21 protein-coding genes are annotated in these 14,980 nt (G+C 54.6%); 9 read left to right on the top strand and 12 right to left on the bottom strand.

Translation table 11 applies throughout. The annotated features are described in order from the left end of the window. Positions 1-174: 174 nt before the first annotated feature. Positions 175-828: an isoprenoid biosynthesis glyoxalase ElbB gene (gene elbB / locus ACMWLG_RS13960; protein ID WP_045403552.1), complete on the top strand. Its 654-nt coding sequence runs from the start codon at positions 175-177 to the stop codon at positions 826-828. After that, positions 825-1,550, top strand: coding sequence for a monofunctional biosynthetic peptidoglycan transglycosylase (gene mtgA / locus ACMWLG_RS13955; protein WP_045403550.1), 726 nt, complete (start codon positions 825-827; stop codon positions 1,548-1,550). Before elbB ends, mtgA begins: the two co-directional genes overlap by 4 nt. Positions 1,551-1,589: 39 nt before the next feature. On the opposite strand, the gene npr is transcribed toward mtgA, so the two are convergent. From npr to ACMWLG_RS13900, 11 genes are all read right to left on the bottom strand, one after another. Beyond that, entirely contained in the window at positions 1,590-1,862 is a 273-nt protein-coding gene (npr, locus tag ACMWLG_RS13950; RefSeq protein WP_003861872.1) for a PTS phosphocarrier protein NPr, read from the bottom strand. Next, positions 1,859-2,713 carry an RNase adapter RapZ gene (gene rapZ / locus ACMWLG_RS13945; RefSeq protein WP_014885397.1) on the bottom strand — a complete coding sequence of 285 codons (855 nt, stop codon included), beginning with the start codon at positions 2,711-2,713 and terminating at the stop codon, positions 1,859-1,861. The genes npr and rapZ overlap by 4 nt, the downstream gene beginning before the upstream one ends. 45 nt (positions 2,714-2,758) lie before the next feature. Next, positions 2,759-3,250 carry a PTS IIA-like nitrogen regulatory protein PtsN gene (gene ptsN, locus ACMWLG_RS13940; protein WP_008501443.1) on the bottom strand — a complete coding sequence of 164 codons (492 nt, stop codon included), beginning with the start codon at positions 3,248-3,250 and terminating at the stop codon, positions 2,759-2,761. Between the two features lie 82 nt (positions 3,251-3,332). Then, positions 3,333-3,620 (bottom strand): ribosome hibernation promoting factor, encoded by a 288-nt coding sequence (hpf, locus tag ACMWLG_RS13935; RefSeq protein ID WP_008501444.1) that lies wholly within the window; start codon positions 3,618-3,620, stop codon positions 3,333-3,335. 22 nt (positions 3,621-3,642) lie between these two features. Beyond that, complete coding sequence (gene rpoN, locus ACMWLG_RS13930) at positions 3,643-5,076, bottom strand: RNA polymerase factor sigma-54 (protein ID WP_045403547.1); 1,434 nt, start codon at positions 5,074-5,076, stop codon at positions 3,643-3,645. A gap of 47 nt (positions 5,077-5,123) precedes the next feature. Beyond that, entirely contained in the window at positions 5,124-5,849 is a 726-nt protein-coding gene (gene lptB / locus ACMWLG_RS13925) for an LPS export ABC transporter ATP-binding protein (protein ID WP_023309359.1), read from the bottom strand. 6 nt (positions 5,850-5,855) lie between these two features. Next, positions 5,856-6,410 (bottom strand): lipopolysaccharide ABC transporter substrate-binding protein LptA, encoded by a 555-nt coding sequence (lptA, locus tag ACMWLG_RS13920; RefSeq protein WP_023309358.1) that lies wholly within the window; start codon positions 6,408-6,410, stop codon positions 5,856-5,858. Further along, positions 6,379-6,954 (bottom strand): LPS export ABC transporter periplasmic protein LptC, encoded by a 576-nt coding sequence (lptC, locus tag ACMWLG_RS13915; protein ID WP_023309357.1) that lies wholly within the window; start codon positions 6,952-6,954, stop codon positions 6,379-6,381. The genes lptA and lptC overlap by 32 nt, the downstream gene beginning before the upstream one ends. Then, positions 6,951-7,517, bottom strand: coding sequence for a 3-deoxy-manno-octulosonate-8-phosphatase KdsC (gene kdsC / locus ACMWLG_RS13910; protein WP_023309356.1), 567 nt, complete (start codon positions 7,515-7,517; stop codon positions 6,951-6,953). The genes lptC and kdsC overlap by 4 nt, the downstream gene beginning before the upstream one ends. 14 nt (positions 7,518-7,531) lie before the next feature. Next, positions 7,532-8,518 carry an arabinose-5-phosphate isomerase KdsD gene (kdsD, locus tag ACMWLG_RS13905; RefSeq protein ID WP_023309355.1) on the bottom strand — a complete coding sequence of 329 codons (987 nt, stop codon included), beginning with the start codon at positions 8,516-8,518 and terminating at the stop codon, positions 7,532-7,534. A 13-nt stretch (positions 8,519-8,531) separates the two neighbouring features. Beyond that, positions 8,532-9,509 carry a calcium/sodium antiporter gene (locus ACMWLG_RS13900; RefSeq protein ID WP_023309354.1) on the bottom strand — a complete coding sequence of 326 codons (978 nt, stop codon included), beginning with the start codon at positions 9,507-9,509 and terminating at the stop codon, positions 8,532-8,534. Between the two features lie 227 nt (positions 9,510-9,736). On the opposite strand from ACMWLG_RS13900, the gene mlaF reads away from it, so the two are divergent. The 7 genes from mlaF to murA all read left to right on the top strand — a co-directional run bounded on the left by mlaF (position 9,737) and on the right by murA (position 14,530). Continuing rightward, positions 9,737-10,549 carry a phospholipid ABC transporter ATP-binding protein MlaF gene (gene mlaF / locus ACMWLG_RS13895; RefSeq protein WP_045403544.1) on the top strand — a complete coding sequence of 271 codons (813 nt, stop codon included), beginning with the start codon at positions 9,737-9,739 and terminating at the stop codon, positions 10,547-10,549. 7 nt (positions 10,550-10,556) lie between these two features. Beyond that, complete coding sequence (gene mlaE, locus ACMWLG_RS13890; protein WP_010436044.1) at positions 10,557-11,339, top strand: lipid asymmetry maintenance ABC transporter permease subunit MlaE; 783 nt, start codon at positions 10,557-10,559, stop codon at positions 11,337-11,339. Positions 11,340-11,343: 4 nt separating this feature from the next. Then, positions 11,344-11,892 carry an outer membrane lipid asymmetry maintenance protein MlaD gene (gene mlaD, locus ACMWLG_RS13885; protein WP_023309352.1) on the top strand — a complete coding sequence of 183 codons (549 nt, stop codon included), beginning with the start codon at positions 11,344-11,346 and terminating at the stop codon, positions 11,890-11,892. 18 nt (positions 11,893-11,910) lie between these two features. Beyond that, on the top strand, positions 11,911-12,546 hold the full coding sequence (mlaC, locus tag ACMWLG_RS13880; protein WP_045403542.1) for a phospholipid-binding protein MlaC: 636 nt from the start codon (positions 11,911-11,913) through the stop codon (positions 12,544-12,546). After that, positions 12,546-12,839 carry a lipid asymmetry maintenance protein MlaB gene (gene mlaB / locus ACMWLG_RS13875; protein WP_045403540.1) on the top strand — a complete coding sequence of 98 codons (294 nt, stop codon included), beginning with the start codon at positions 12,546-12,548 and terminating at the stop codon, positions 12,837-12,839. Before mlaC ends, mlaB begins: the two co-directional genes overlap by 1 nt. 126 nt (positions 12,840-12,965) lie before the next feature. Beyond that, positions 12,966-13,220, top strand: coding sequence for a BolA family iron metabolism protein IbaG (ibaG, locus tag ACMWLG_RS13870; RefSeq protein WP_008501458.1), 255 nt, complete (start codon positions 12,966-12,968; stop codon positions 13,218-13,220). A gap of 50 nt (positions 13,221-13,270) precedes the next feature. Then, the gene (gene murA / locus ACMWLG_RS13865) at positions 13,271-14,530 is read left to right on the top strand and encodes a UDP-N-acetylglucosamine 1-carboxyvinyltransferase (RefSeq protein WP_023309349.1); all 1,260 of its coding nucleotides are present in this window, start codon (positions 13,271-13,273) and stop codon (positions 14,528-14,530) included. 60 nt (positions 14,531-14,590) lie between these two features. Here murA and sfsB read toward each other — a convergent pair whose 3' ends face one another. Then, positions 14,591-14,878 (bottom strand): DNA-binding transcriptional regulator SfsB, encoded by a 288-nt coding sequence (gene sfsB, locus ACMWLG_RS13860; RefSeq protein ID WP_023309348.1) that lies wholly within the window; start codon positions 14,876-14,878, stop codon positions 14,591-14,593. Positions 14,879-14,980 lie beyond the last annotated feature (102 nt).

Raw genomic sequence — 14,980 nt, 5'->3', positions numbered from 1 at the left:
CCTGTTTTATAAAGTTATTTTCGAAAGGGCGCTGCCTGAAAAATTTAGGCCGCACGCAGATAAGATAGCAAATCTTAAATGGTTTGTTACATGAATCAGTGAAATGTGTGAAGCATAGCGTTTTAATCAAAATTATTAATGTGCTTCAGCAAGTTGCAGAAAAGGATTGTCATGATGAAAAAGATTGGTGTCGTGCTGAGCGGATGCGGTGTTTACGATGGTTCTGAAATACATGAAGCCGTAATCACGCTGCTGGCCCTGGCTAAGCAGGGAGCAGAGGTTATTTGTTTTGCGCCGGACAAAAATCAGGCGGATGTGATTAATCATCTGACCGGCGAGCCGATGGCGGAAACCCGTAATGTACTGATTGAAGCCGCGCGTATTGCGCGAGGTGATATCCATCCTCTTATTCAGGCAGACTCTACAGAGCTTGATGCGCTCATTGTGCCGGGTGGGTTTGGCGCGGCCAAAAATCTCAGTACCTTTGCTGCGCAGGGAGCGGAGTGTCAGATCGATCCTCATCTTAAAGCACTGTCGCAGGCCATGCATGCGGCAGGAAAACCGCTGGGCTTTATCTGCATCGCGCCGGCAATGCTGCCCAGGATTTTTGATTTCCCGCTGCGGCTGACTATCGGGACGGATATTGATACCGCGGAGATCGTGGAGGAAATGGGGGGCGAGCACGTTCCGTGCCCGGTTGATGACATTGTGGTTGACGAAGATAACAAAATTGTCACCACCCCGGCGTATATGCTGGCGAATAATATCGCTGAGGCGGCCTCAGGTATTGAAAAGCTGGTGGCTCGCGTGCTGGTGCTGACTGAATGAGGCGTAAATTTGCCGCAGGCGCAGGGGTGAAACGTTTTCTCTTGCGCATCGTACTTGTGCTGGCGGTATTCTGGGGAGGCGGGCTGGCTTTATTCAGCATTATGCCGGTTCCGTTCTCTGCCGTTATGGTTGAGCGCCAGCTTAGCGCGTGGTTCAGCGGCGATTTCGGCTACGTTGCCCACTCTGACTGGGTGAGCATGGACGAGATCTCACCGTTCATGGGGCTGGCGGTCATCGCGGCTGAGGACCAGAAATTCCCGGAGCACTGGGGATTCGACGTTGCGGCCATTGAGAAGGCGCTAGCCCATAACGAACGCCATGAAAACCGCGTGCGCGGTGCGTCAACCTTGTCGCAGCAGACGGCCAAAAATCTGTTTCTGTGGGATGGTCGAAGCTGGGTGCGAAAAGGGCTGGAAGCGGGGTTGACCCTGGGGATGGAAACGGTATGGAGCAAAAAACGCATTCTGACCGTCTATCTCAACGTCGCTGAGTTTGGCGACGGCACATTTGGCGTGGAAGCTGCCGCACAGCGGTATTTCAATAAGCCAGCCAGCCGTCTGAGCATGTCAGAAGCGGCGCTATTGGCCGCTGTGTTACCAAATCCTATCCGCTTTAAGGCCAGCGCCCCATCAGGGTACGTGCGAAGCCGTCAGGCGTGGATTATGCGCCAGATGAATCAGCTGGGTGGAGAGGGGTTTATGCAGCGTAATAATCTTATGTAGAGCGGGTAAGCGCAGCGCTACCCGCCTGAATAGCAGACCTTAATCTTCGTCGAACCCTGCGTTAAACAGGGCAATCACCGCCGCCAGAGCTTCCTCTTCCTGAGGACCGGTGGCTTCAACCTCAATCTGGCGCCCTTTGGCGGAATCCAGCATCAGCAGCGCAATCACGCTGTTCGCTTCCGCTTCGGTACCTTCGTCATTCCGCAGCAGAACCTCTGCATCGAAACCCTGCATCAGCTCGAACAGCTTCATCGCCGGGCGTGCATGCATACCCAGCTTATTGGTGATCTCAACGGTTTGTTTTACGGTCATGTTTTACGTTTTTCCAGCGTGCGATGACGGGACTGAACGTTCTTCCCGCGCGAGCGGAAATAGTCGGCCAGCTGTTCGGCGATATAAACCGAACGATGTTTACCGCCGGTACAGCCAATCGCCACCGTCAGGTAGCTACGATTGTTTGTCTCCAGCATAGGTAACCATAGCTCAAGGTAGCTTCGCGTCTGGTAGATAAAATTGTGTACTTCTGTGTGCCGGTCGAGGAACGCCGCCACCGGCTTATCCAGACCGGTCATTGGACGCAGCTTCGGATCCCAGTGCGGGTTCGGCAGGAAGCGCACGTCGAAAACGTAATCCGCATCGATTGGAATACCGTGCTTAAAGCCGAAGGATTCGAACACCATCGTCAATTCGCGCTCGCGTTTACCCAACAGCCGGGTACGCAGCATTTCCGCCAGCTCGTGAACGGACATCTCAGAGGTGTCGACAATCAGGTCGGCACGGGAACGCAGCGGTTCCAGCAGGTCGCTCTCTTCATCGATAGCGCTCTCCAGAGAGAGGTTCTTGCTGGATAGCGGGTGCAAGCGACGGGTATCGCTGTAGCGGCGGATCAGCGTATTGCGGTCTGCATCAAGGAACAGCAGCTGAGGCGAGAACGCGTCAGGCAGGTTGCTCATGGCCTGTTCGAAGATCTCTGGCGATTCAGGCATGTTGCGAACGTCGATACTGACGGCGGCAGAGGTTTGTCTCTCCGCCAGCGTGCGGGCCAGGTCGGGCAATAACACGACCGGCAGGTTATCGACGCAGTAAAAACCCATGTCTTCCAGGGCGCGCAGAGCAACGGATTTCCCGGACCCTGAACGGCCACTGACAATCATCAGCACCATGTTCCGTTTCTCCTCAGGACAACAGATGTGAAGGCCATCTCCTGGTTATGCATCATCCTGATTGCCTTCTGCTTCAGTGATAATTTGATAGAGCTCTTCATCACTTTGGGCCGAGCGCAGTCGACGGCAAATGGTTTTATCGGCCAGACGTTTTGCGACCAGCGACAGCGTATGCAGATGGGTTTTTGTCTGGTCAGCGGGCACCAGCAGCGCGAAGAGGAGATCGACGGGCTGGTTATCAATGGCATCGAAAGCGATGGGTGTTTCAAGCTGCACAAACACACCAACGGCACGCAGGGTATCCTCTTCCAGTTTGCCGTGCGGGATCGCGATGCCGTTGCCGATACCGGTACTGCCCATTTTTTCACGGGTCAGAATCGCTTCGAACACCACCTGCGGCGGCAGGCCCAGCTGTTTGGCAGCCAGTTCACTGATGATCTCCAGCGCACGTTTTTTGCTCTGGCAGTGAACCGCACTGCGGGTACATTCCTGGTTAAGGACATTGCTCAGTTGAAGAGCGGAATCGTTGTTCATCATAATTTCACCTAAGCGCTAACTGTACAAATGGCCTGTTGTGTTTCACAACAGGCCGTCCTGCACCCGTTAACTGCCCGGACAATTAGTGTTGTTTCAGTTTATCTTTATGTTTATTGAGCTGTCGTGCAAGCTTATCAATCAAGCCGTCGATAGCAGCGTACATGTCTTGCCCTTCCGCACTGGCATGCAGTTCACCCCCGTTAACATGCAGGGTGGCATCCGAGATATGAGTCACTTTCTCCACTTTCAACACAATATAGACCTGATTGATCCTTTCGAAATACTGCTCGAGTTTTGCAAACTTCGCGTTCACGAAGTCGCGTAAAGCCTCAGTAATTTCGACGTTTTGTCCAGTGATGTTGAGCTGCATAGTGTCTTCCTTATCGGTTGTGTCAGACCAGCTGTTTACGCTGGTTGGACGGCGGAATGGATAAAGACTCTCGATACTTCGCAACAGTACGACGTGCCACCATAATACCCTGATCGGACAGCATGGTGGTTAACTTACTGTCGCTTAGTGGCTTCGCGGGGTTCTCCGCGGCGATCAACTTCTTCACCAGGGCACGAATGGCCGTTGACGACGCTTCGCCGCCGCCCTCGGTATTCACATGGCTGGAGAAGAAATACTTAAGCTCAAAAATACCGCGTGGACTGTGCAGATACTTCTGCGTGGTGACACGGGAAATGGTTGATTCATGCATCTCGACGGCCTGGGCGATATCCGCCAGTACCATCGGTTTCATATACTCTTCGCCCTGCTCAAAGAACGCCTGCTGCTGTTCAACAATACAGCGGCTGACGCGTAGCAGCGTATCATTTCGGCTCTCCAGACTTTTGATCAGCCATCGCGCTTCCTGAAGATTGCTGCGAATATATTGATTGTCGGAGTCGTTACGCGCGCTGGTGCACATGGAGGCATACTGCTGGTTGATTTGCAGGCGAGGGATGCTGTCTGAGTTCAGTTCAACGACCCAGCGGTCATTGTGTTTTCTGACCAGCACGTCCGGGATGACGTACTCGGGCTCGCTGGTCTGGATCGACTGTCCCGGGCGCGGATCGAGCGACTGGATCAGATTCACCGCTTCTTTCAGCACCTCTTCCTTCAGCCGCGTGACGCGCATCAGGCTGCGGAAATCGTGGTTGGCCAACAGATCCAGATGATCGCTGATGATTAAGCGCGCCTCGTCGATCCATGGCGTCTCTTTGCTGAACTGAGAAAGCTGGATCAGCAGGCAGTCGCGCAGATCTTTTGCGGCCACGCCTACCGGATCGAAACGCTGGATGCGCTTCAGAACGGCTTCGACTTCCTCAAGCTCAATCTCTTCGTCGCCCATGCTTTCCAGAATATCGTCCAGCGTGACGGTCAAATAGCCGGTGTCGTCAACGGCATCGACAATTGAGGTGGCAATCGCACGGTCGGTATCGGAGAAGGGGGTGAGTTCCACCTGCCACATCAGGTAATCCTGCAGCGACTGGGTGGTCTCACCCTGGTAGACCGGTAGCTCATCATCCTGGTAGTCTGCACGCGTACCGGAAGGGGTTCCGGCGGTGTAGATTTCATCCCAGCTGGCATCCAGCGGTAGCTCGTCGGGCATCTCTTTTTGTTCGAGTGCATCCGCGGTGTCGAGCGCTTCTGTATCCTGTGACTGCTGAGTATCTACCTCGTCATGAAGATCGGTTTGTTCCAGCAGGGGGTTGCTGTCCAGCGCCTGCTGGAGCTCCTGCTGAAGTTCTAACGTGGACAGCTGCAACAGGCGAATTGCCTGCTGTAGCTGCGGCGTCATCGCCAGTTGTTGGCTGAGCCTTAATTGCAAACCTTGCTTCATGTTCAGAGCATTTTTCTCCGGTTCGGCGTTACGTTACCTCTACCCTATCAGAGTCTGAAGTCTTCCCCAAGATAGACGCGCTTAACATGATCGTCTTCGAGGATCTGCTGCGGCGTACCGTGGGCGATCAGATTGCCCTGGCTCACTATATACGCGCGTTCACACACGGCCAGCGTTTCACGGACGTTGTGGTCGGTGATCAGTACGCCAAGCCCGCTGTCACGCAGGTGTTCAATGATACGTTTAATATCGATAACCGAGATCGGGTCAACGCCGGCAAAGGGTTCATCCAGAAGGATAAATTTCGGGTTTGCAGCCAGCGCACGCGCAATCTCAACGCGACGGCGTTCACCCCCGGAGAGTGCCTGACCGAGGCTGTCGCGCAGATGCTCAATGTGGAACTCTTCCATCAGCTCGTTGGCACGATCCTGACGCTGCTCGCTGGTCAGATCGTTACGAATTTGCAGGACCGCCATCAGGTTATCGTAAACGCTAAGACGACGGAAAATGGAGGCTTCCTGCGGCAGGTAGCCGATCCCGCGACGCGCGCGCGCGTGCAGCGGCAGAAGACTGATGTCTTCATCGTCAATGATAATGTTGCCGGCATCGCGCGGCACAATGCCAACGACCATGTAGAAGGTGGTGGTTTTACCCGCACCGTTAGGGCCAAGCAGCCCTACAATTTCGCCGGAGTTGACGGTCAGACTGACATCTTCTACGACACGGCGGCCCTTGTAGGCCTTCGCGAGATTTTTTGCAGTTAATGTTGCCATAACGAATTAGTTACTCTTCTTCTGTGCCGGGGCCTGGCCTTTGCCTTTGTCCTGCAGCTGCGACGGAACCAGTACGGTCGTGACGCGTTTGCCTTTCTCGCTGGAAGCCTGCATTTTTTGCTCTTTCACCAGATAGGTGATCTGGTCGCCGGTAATGTTGCTGTCCAGCTGTTCCAGATACGCATTTCCGGTCAGGATGACCAGGTCCTTCGCCAGCTCGTAGTGCATATGCGAGGCGTGACCTTTCACCGGCTTGCCGTTGTCCTGCATCTGGTAGAAGGTTGCCGGGTTGCCGTAACCATCAATGATCTCTTTGCCCTGCTCGCCACCCGGACGGGTCACGACCACTTTGTCGGCGTTAATTTTGATGGTGCCCTGAGTCATGACGACGTTACCCGTGAAGGTGACGACGTTGCCCTGCATATCGAGAGACTGGGTATCAGACTCGATATGGATCGGTTGGTCGGTATCGCCCGTTACAGCAAGCGCGGGGAGACTGGTCGCCAGCATCGCGCTGGCGATAATTACTTTAAGGCTGAGTTTGTTTGTTTTGAATTTCATAGGAGGTTCTAACCTTTTCAATCAGCTCGGCGTTCTTGCTGCGTAAGTTCCCGCGCATTCTCAAACCGCTGGAATTAAATGTTGTGCCATACAGTGTGACCAGATCCTGCGAGGTCACGTCCTGGGTTACCAGGTTAATCTGGGCATTATCCGTCGTAATTTTTCTCAGTTGCGAGTCAGCGGTCAGGGCGTTGACTTCAACGTGACCATACAGATAAAGCATACGGTCATTTGTCAGTTTTGCCCGATCTGACTTAATTGACCACGTCGGCACTTTGTCCTTATCAAATGTGGTCATGACAGGCTGGGTAAACCACGAAATACCGTCATCTGAAAAATATTCAACATGCTGGGCAATCAGGCGATAGTTCAGCGCGCCTTCCGGGCTGTAGACCACGGTGTCGCTGTGATCGCTTTTATAGGTTGGATCGTTATTGTTGACCACTTCCGTTTGCGTATCGTCGCGATCGGCAAGGTTCACGCCAATCAAGACCAGTGCGACAAGCGAAAGCAAAATGATAATCCAGCGTCTGGTTTTACTCATATCGATTGCCCTTTGGCCTCATCAAGCTTGCCCTGCGCCAGCAGGAGCAGATCGCAGACTTCACGTACGGCACCACGGCCCCCGTTGATGTGGGTGACATAATCAGCGCGCGGGATCAGCAGCGGATGCGCATCGGCAACGGCGATGCTCAGCCCGACTTCAGCCATCACGGGCCAGTCAATCAGATCGTCTCCGACGTAGGCCACGTTTTCCGGTGCGATAGCCAGTTTACCCAGTAAATCCTTAAACGCTGCCATCTTATCGGATTGACCCTGATACAGATGGGTAATTCCTAAGGTTTCACAGCGGTCTTCTACCAGTTTAGCTTTTCGCCCGGTGATGATAGCCACCTCAATACCCGAGGTGAGCGCACAGCGGATACCGTAGCCGTCGCGAACGTTAAACGCTTTCAGCTCTTCACCATTGTTGCCCATGTAAATCAGGCCATCGGAAAGTACGCCATCCACGTCCAGGATGAGCAGACGAATGTTTTCCGCCTTCGCCATCATCTGGGTGCTGACCGGTCCATAACAGGTTGCAAGGGATGCACCCGCATTACTCATTGTCTTATCCTTCATTACACTACGCCTGCGCGCAGCAGATCATGCATATGTACCACACCCAGCAACTGGTCGCCATCGGCAACCATCACTGAGGTAATGTGACGGGACTGCATCAGGTTCAGCACATCCACCGCCAGCGTACCCGGACGGACGCGGATACCGCCCGGCGTCATCACGTCGGCAATGCCGAGCGTGCGGACATCTACACCCATGTCGAACACGCGACGCAGGTCGCCATCGGTGAAGATCCCCTGAATTTTCATCAGACCGTCGCACACGACCGTCATACCCAGATTCTTACGGGTGATTTCCAGCAGCGCATCACGCAGGGAGGCTTCTTTACTGACGTGAGGGATCTCATCTCCGGTGTGCATAATATCGTTAACCCGAAGCAGAAGCTTGCGCCCCAGCGCGCCGCCGGGGTGGGAAAGTGCGAAATCCTCCGGCGTAAAACCGCGGGCTTCGAGCAGCGCGACGGCAAGCGCATCACCCATGACCAGCGCGGCCGTGGTGCTGGACGTCGGCGCCAGGCCGAGCGGACAGGCCTCCTTGGGCACTTTCACGCACAGGTGAATATCCGCCGCCCGCGCCATGCTGCTTTCCGGACGGCTGGTCATGCAAATAAGCGGCACCTGCAGTCGCTTCAGTACCGGGATCAGCGCCAGAATTTCATTGGACTCCCCGGAGTTGGACAGCGCGATGACGATATCCTGCGGCGTGACCATACCCAGGTCACCGTGCGCGGCTTCCCCCGGATGTACAAAGAAGGAAGAGGTTCCGGTGCTGGCAAACGTTGCCGCCATTTTGCGTCCAATGTGGCCGGACTTACCCATCCCCATCACCACGACTTTGCCGGCACAGTAGAACATCTTCTCACATGCCAGACTAAAATCCTGATTAATGTACTGATCTAACTGCGCCAGACCTTCACGTTCAATCTCCAGAACCTCTTTGCCTGCTTTCTGAAAGTCAAAACCCGGCTGCAATTCTATTTGCGACATAATGCGTTTCCGTTTACCCAGAGAGAAGAGGCGAGAGCCAGTACAGCATCGCCATCCATACGATAAATCCACCCGTCAGCAGCGCGCCTGCGCCTTTGCCGATCTGTCGTTGCCGCCGCCAGCAGAGCAGGGCAAATATCACGCTGACCAATAACATCACGCCGTAGTCACGTGAGAACGCCAGGGGATTAAAGGGCCCTGGCGTAATCAGGGCCGGAAGGCCCATCACAATAGCGATATTAAATATGTTGGAACCGATGATATTACCTATGGCAATGTCATCCTCACCTTTACGAGCCCCCGCAATGGCCGTGGCCAGCTCCGGCAGGCTGGTACCGATGGCAATCACCGTCAGACCAATGGTAAGTTCACTGATGGCGAAATAGTTCGCCAGCACCGTCGCGTTATCCACGACCATGCGCGTTGCCATCGGCATGATGATCAGCGCAACGCCAAGCCAGAGCAGGGCAACAGGCAGCGTGCCTTCTCGCGGCAGTTCGGCGACCTGCTCCCGCGTGAGGCTATCCTGACCCTGCTTCTCAGCCAGACGGGCGATTTTAACACTATACAGCAGCCAAATAACGGCAAGCGCCAGCAGGAAAATGCCGTCACTGTAGCTCAGCACACCATCGTAAAATACGCAGCCTGCCAGCAGGCTTACGATTAACATTAGCGGCAATTCGCGGCGCAGAACATCAGAATGCACGCGAAATGGATGGAGCAGTGCGGCCAGGCCTAAAATCAAGAGTATATTAACGATGTTGGAGCCAATCGCGGTACCTACTGCCAGGTCTAACTGACCATGCAGCGATGCCGAGACAGAGACGATGATTTCAGGAAGTGACGTTCCCACACTGACAACGGTCATCCCGATGACGACAGGCGGTACGCCCGTCAGGCGACACAGGATAGATGCAGCAAACACTAAACGGTCAGCACTGTAGACCACCAAAAGTAAACCAATTATTAACAGTGCTGTTGCTAAAAGCATCAAAAGTCCTTTCTTCAGGTATACTCGTCGGTCCATCGCACGGGAATGGCTGGACTGCATACAGTCTGAGGCGTAACGAATTCCTAATTTTGACTTTATGCGCCGGAAAAGTAAAACAAATGCCAGCTTTCGCTAACCTCAACGGCTATTATTCTGTAAAAATGCAGAGTTGAGGGCTGATTCAGGCGGCATGCCTTAACGTGAGCAGGGTAATAAAGGAACCATAAATGAGCCAAACGATGGCGAATTTAGTCGATGTTCGCGGCGTGAGTTTTTCTCGCGCCAACAGATTGATATTTGATGATATTTCATTGACCGTACCACGTGGCAAGATCACTGCCATCATGGGGCCGTCCGGGATCGGTAAAACGACCCTGCTGCGCCTCATTGGTGGGCAAATCCCACCCGATCGCGGTGAAATCCTCTTCGATGGCGAAAACATCCCGGAGATGTCACGCTCGCGTCTGTATACTGTCCGCAAACGCATGAGCATGCTCTTTCAGTCGGGAGCCTTGTTCACCGACATGAATGTCTTTGATAACGTGGCCTATCCGCTGCGCGAGCATACCAGCCTGCCGCCTGAACTGCTGAAAAGCACGGTGATGATGAAGCTCGAAGCCGTCGGTTTGCGGGGCGCCGCGAAGCTGATGCCTTCGGAGCTGTCCGGCGGGATGGCGCGCCGTGCCGCGCTGGCGCGAGCCATTGCATTAGAACCTGATTTAATCATGTTCGACGAACCGTTTGTTGGACAGGATCCCATCACGATGGGCGTGCTTGTTAAGCTCATCTCTGAACTGAACAGCGCGCTTGGCGTCACCTGCATTGTGGTATCTCACGACGTACCGGAAGTATTGAGCATTGCCGATTACGCCTATATCGTGGCGGACAAAAAGATCGTCGCACACGGCAGCGCTCAGGCGCTGCAGGAAAATTGCGATCCGCGCGTGCGGCAGTTCCTCGACGGTATTGCCGATGGCCCCGTGCCGTTCCGCCACCCGGCAGGCGACTATCGTGACGATTTACTGGGAATAGGGAGTTAAGCCACTCATGCTGTTAAATGCGTTGGCCGCTCTCGGACACCGTGGCATAAAAACCATCAGGACGTTCGGGCGTGCCGGATTGATGTTATTCAACGCGCTGGTCGGCAAGCCGGAATTCCGCAAGCACGCACCGCTGCTGGTGCGGCAGCTTTATAATGTCGGCGTGCTGTCGATGCTCATCATCATTGTCTCCGGTCTGTTTATCGGTATGGTGCTTGGGCTACAGGGCTATCTTGTTCTGACAACCTACAGTGCGGAAACCAGCCTTGGGATGCTGGTGGCGCTCTCGCTGCTGCGCGAGCTGGGGCCGGTTGTGGCGGCGCTGCTGTTCGCCGGGCGCGCGGGGTCGGCATTAACGGCTGAAATTGGCCTGATGCGTGCGACCGAGCAGCTCTCCAGCATGGAGATGATGGCGGTCGATCCGCTGCGTCGCGTGATCTCGCCGCGTTTCTGGGCTGGGGTGATCTCTTTACCGTTACTGACTATTCTGTTTGTCGCCGTGGGTATCTGGGGCGGTTCGCTGGTTGGCGTGCACTGGAAAGGCATTGATGCCGGTTTCTTCTGGTCCGCGATGCAGGACGCCATCGACCTGCGGATGGATCTGGTTAACTGCCTGATTAAAAGCGTGGTATTTGCCATTACGGTCACCTGGATTGCATTGTTCAATGGATACGATGCCATCCCGACGTCGGCGGGCATTAGCCGCGCAACAACACGTACAGTCGTACATTCGTCGCTGGCCGTACTGGGTCTGGATTTTGTGCTCACCGCACTGATGTTTGGGAATTGAGTTCATGCAAACGAGAAAAAATGAAATTTGGGTCGGTGTATTCCTGCTGCTGGCGCTGCTGGCCGCGCTGTTTATCTGCCTGAGAGCGGCGGATATCACGTCTGTGCGCACCGAGCCGACGTATCGCATCTACGCCACCTTCGATAACATCGGCGGGCTGAAGGCGCGTTCACCGGTTCGCATCGGCGGCGTGGTGATCGGACGCGTATCTGACATTACGCTTGATGAGAAAACCTATCTGCCACGCGTCGCGATGGATATCGAAGAGCGTTACAACCATATCCCGGACACCAGCTCCCTTTCTATCCGCACTTCCGGCCTGCTGGGCGAACAATATCTGGCGCTTAACGTCGGCTTTGAAGACCCCGAGCTGGGAACGACTATCCTTAAAGACGGTAGCGTCATTCAGGATACGAAATCCGCGATGGTGCTGGAGGATATGATTGGTCAGTTCCTTTACAGCAGTAAAGGGGATGAGAAAAAATCCGACGCTGCCCCAGCGCAGAGCGAAGATCATACCGACGTCGCACCGACGCCAGGTGCTGCGAATTAATATCAGGAGAAGTCATTCATGTTTAAACGACTGTTAATGGTTGCCATGCTGGTCATCGCCCCTCTAACCGCCGCCCACGCTGCGGATCAGAGTAACCCGTACAAACTGATGGACGAAGCGGCGAAAAAGACCTTCGACCGTCTTAAAAACGAACAGCCTAAGATTCGTTCTAATCCTGATTACCTGCGTGACGTGGTTGACCAGGAGCTGCTGCCGTACGTGCAGATCAAATATGCGGGTGCGCTGGTGCTGGGCCGCTATTACAAAGACGCGACTCCTGCGCAGCGTGAGGCCTACTTTGCCGCGTTCCGTGAATACCTTAAACAGGCCTATGGCCAGGCGCTGGCGATGTACCACGGTCAGACCTATCAGATTGCGCCCGAGCAGCCGCTGGGCGATGCGACCATCGTCCCTATCCGTGTGACGATCAACGATCCTAACGGTCGTCCGCCGGTTCGTCTGGATTTCCAGTGGCGTAAAAACAGCCAGACCGGTCACTGGCAGGCGTATGACATGATCGCCGAAGGCGTAAGCATGATCACCACCAAACAGAACGAATGGAGCGATCTGCTGCGCACCAAAGGCATTGATGGCCTGACCGCTCAGCTGCAGTCCATTGCTCGTCAGAAAATCACGCTGGACGAGAAGAAGTAATGTCACAGCAACTCAGCTGGTCGCGTGAAGGCGAGACATTAAAGCTGTCCGGTGAACTGGATCAGGATCTGCTGAACCCACTGTGGGACAAACGCCACGAAGCGATGCAGGGCGTGACGCTTATCGATTTGGCAGACGTCACGCGGGTAGATACGGCAGGTGTTGCGCTGCTTGCCCATCTGATTGCCGTGGGGAAAAAGCAGGGGACAAGCGTCACGCTTCACGGCGCGAGCGATAATGTCGTGACCCTTGCGCAGCTCTACAATCTCCCTCAGGACGTACTGCCTCGTTAATATTTTCAGTGCGTTACTTCCGAAAGCCCTGACTGTTTCATCGTCGGGGCTTTTTGCTTGTTTAAGACAACGCCACTTTGCTCTAAGATGTTGGGCTTGTTTTCACTATCAGATGATTAAGAGCCCATGGAAAATCATGAAATCCAGACAGTGCTGATGAATGCACTCTCCCTTCAGGAAGCCCACGTCACTGGCGATGGCAGTCACTTCCAGGTTATTGCTGTGGGTGAGATGTTCGACGGTATGAGCCGCGTGAAGAAACAGCAGGCTGTGTACGCGCCGCTGATGGAATATATTGCGGATAACCGCATCCACGCCCTGTCGATTAAAGCGTTCACCCCGCAAGAGTGGGCACGCGATCGCAAACTAAACGGTTTTTGAGCTGAGGGCGACAGGCCCGCAGCACGGTTGAATTTATAAGAGAGCACACAATGGATAAATTTCGTGTACAGGGGCCAACGCGTCTCCAGGGCGAAGTCACAATTTCTGGCGCTAAAAACGCCGCGCTGCCAATCCTCTTTGCTGCGCTGCTGGCTGAAGAGCCGGTAGAAATTCAGAACGTACCGAAGCTGAAAGATATCGACACCACCATGAAGCTGCTCACCCAGCTGGGCACGAAAGTTGAGCGTAACGGTTCCGTCTGGATCGACGCCAGCAAGGTGAACAACTTCTCAGCCCCTTACGATCTGGTGAAAACCATGCGTGCATCCATCTGGGCGCTTGGCCCGCTGGTAGCGCGTTTTGGTCAGGGTCAGGTCTCTCTGCCGGGCGGCTGCGCTATCGGTGCGCGTCCGGTTGACCTGCACATCTTTGGTCTGGAAAAACTGGGCGCCGAGATCAAGCTGGAAGAAGGTTACGTTAAAGCGTCCGTTAATGGTCGTCTGAAAGGCGCGCACATCGTCATGGACAAAGTGAGCGTGGGCGCAACTGTCACCATTATGTCTGCGGCGACGCTGGCAGAAGGTACTACCATCATCGAAAACGCCGCGCGCGAACCGGAGATTGTGGATACCGCCAACTTCCTCGTGGCGCTGGGGGCGAAGATTTCCGGTCAGGGCACCGACCGTATCACCATCGAAGGCGTTGAGCGTCTGGGCGGCGGTGTCTATCGCGTACTGCCGGACCGTATCGAAACCGGGACCTTCCTGGTCGCTGCGGCGATTTCTGGCGGGAAGATTGTTTGCCGCAACGCGCAGCCAGATACCCTGGATGCGGTGCTGGCGAAACTGCGCGATGCGGGTGCGGATATCGAAATCGGCGAAGACTGGATCAGCCTCGATATGCACGGCCAGCGTCCAAAAGCGGTCAATGTGCGTACGGCGCCGCATCCGGCGTTCCCTACGGACATGCAGGCACAGTTCACCCTGTTGAACCTGGTTGCCGAAGGTACTGGCTTCATCACAGAAACCATTTTCGAGAACCGCTTTATGCACGTACCGGAGCTGATCCGTATGGGCGCGCATGCTGAGATCGAAAGTAATACCGTGATCTGCCACGGTGTTGAGAAACTGTCAGGTGCTCAGGTGATGGCAACCGATCTGCGTGCGTCTGCAAGCCTGGTGCTGGCGGGTTGTATCGCGGAAGGTACAACCATCGTGGACCGTATCTATCACATCGATCGTGGTTATGAGCGTATCGAAGATAAACTGCGCGCGCTGGGTGCCAACATCGAGCGTGTGAAGGGCGAGTAATCGTTCCGGCAGCCCCCTGCCAGCAATGACCGGGGGGTTGCTGTTCCTGTCAAAAACGCGTTATTCCTGCGGTTCTCTTTTTACCTTTCTCTGGCGAATCATGCGCGATCTGTCGATAAATTCATGGGTAATGGGATCGTGGTAGCGCGAAGGCCAAATTACCCACGGATGCGTATCCAGCGCCGTCGCGATAATTAACTCTCCCTTGGGCCAGGGGCGGGTGAGGGCGTTTGCCAGAGTTGAAGAACTCAGTCCATGGCGGCGGGACTCTGCTGCCAGTGAAGTGCCTCTTTTGCGCAGTGCGGCAATAATATCAGCCGTGTGCCAGTCGATAAATTTCGTATCCATAACGCCGTCCTTAAGTTCGGATTCACCTACGCCGTTTCTTCTGAAACGACGCGGTTACTATACCCATTTCAACTTCTTGTTCTAAAAAGTTCGCGTTACTTG

It is taken from the genome of Enterobacter sp. 01-M-02-SI-ECC (assembly GCF_047530595.1).
In the GTDB taxonomy this organism is placed as follows: Bacteria; Pseudomonadota; Gammaproteobacteria; order Enterobacterales; family Enterobacteriaceae; genus Enterobacter; species Enterobacter cloacae_M.
The sequence above is the reverse complement of the archived record's forward strand: the minus strand, read 5'-3'. Positions and strand labels throughout refer to the sequence as shown.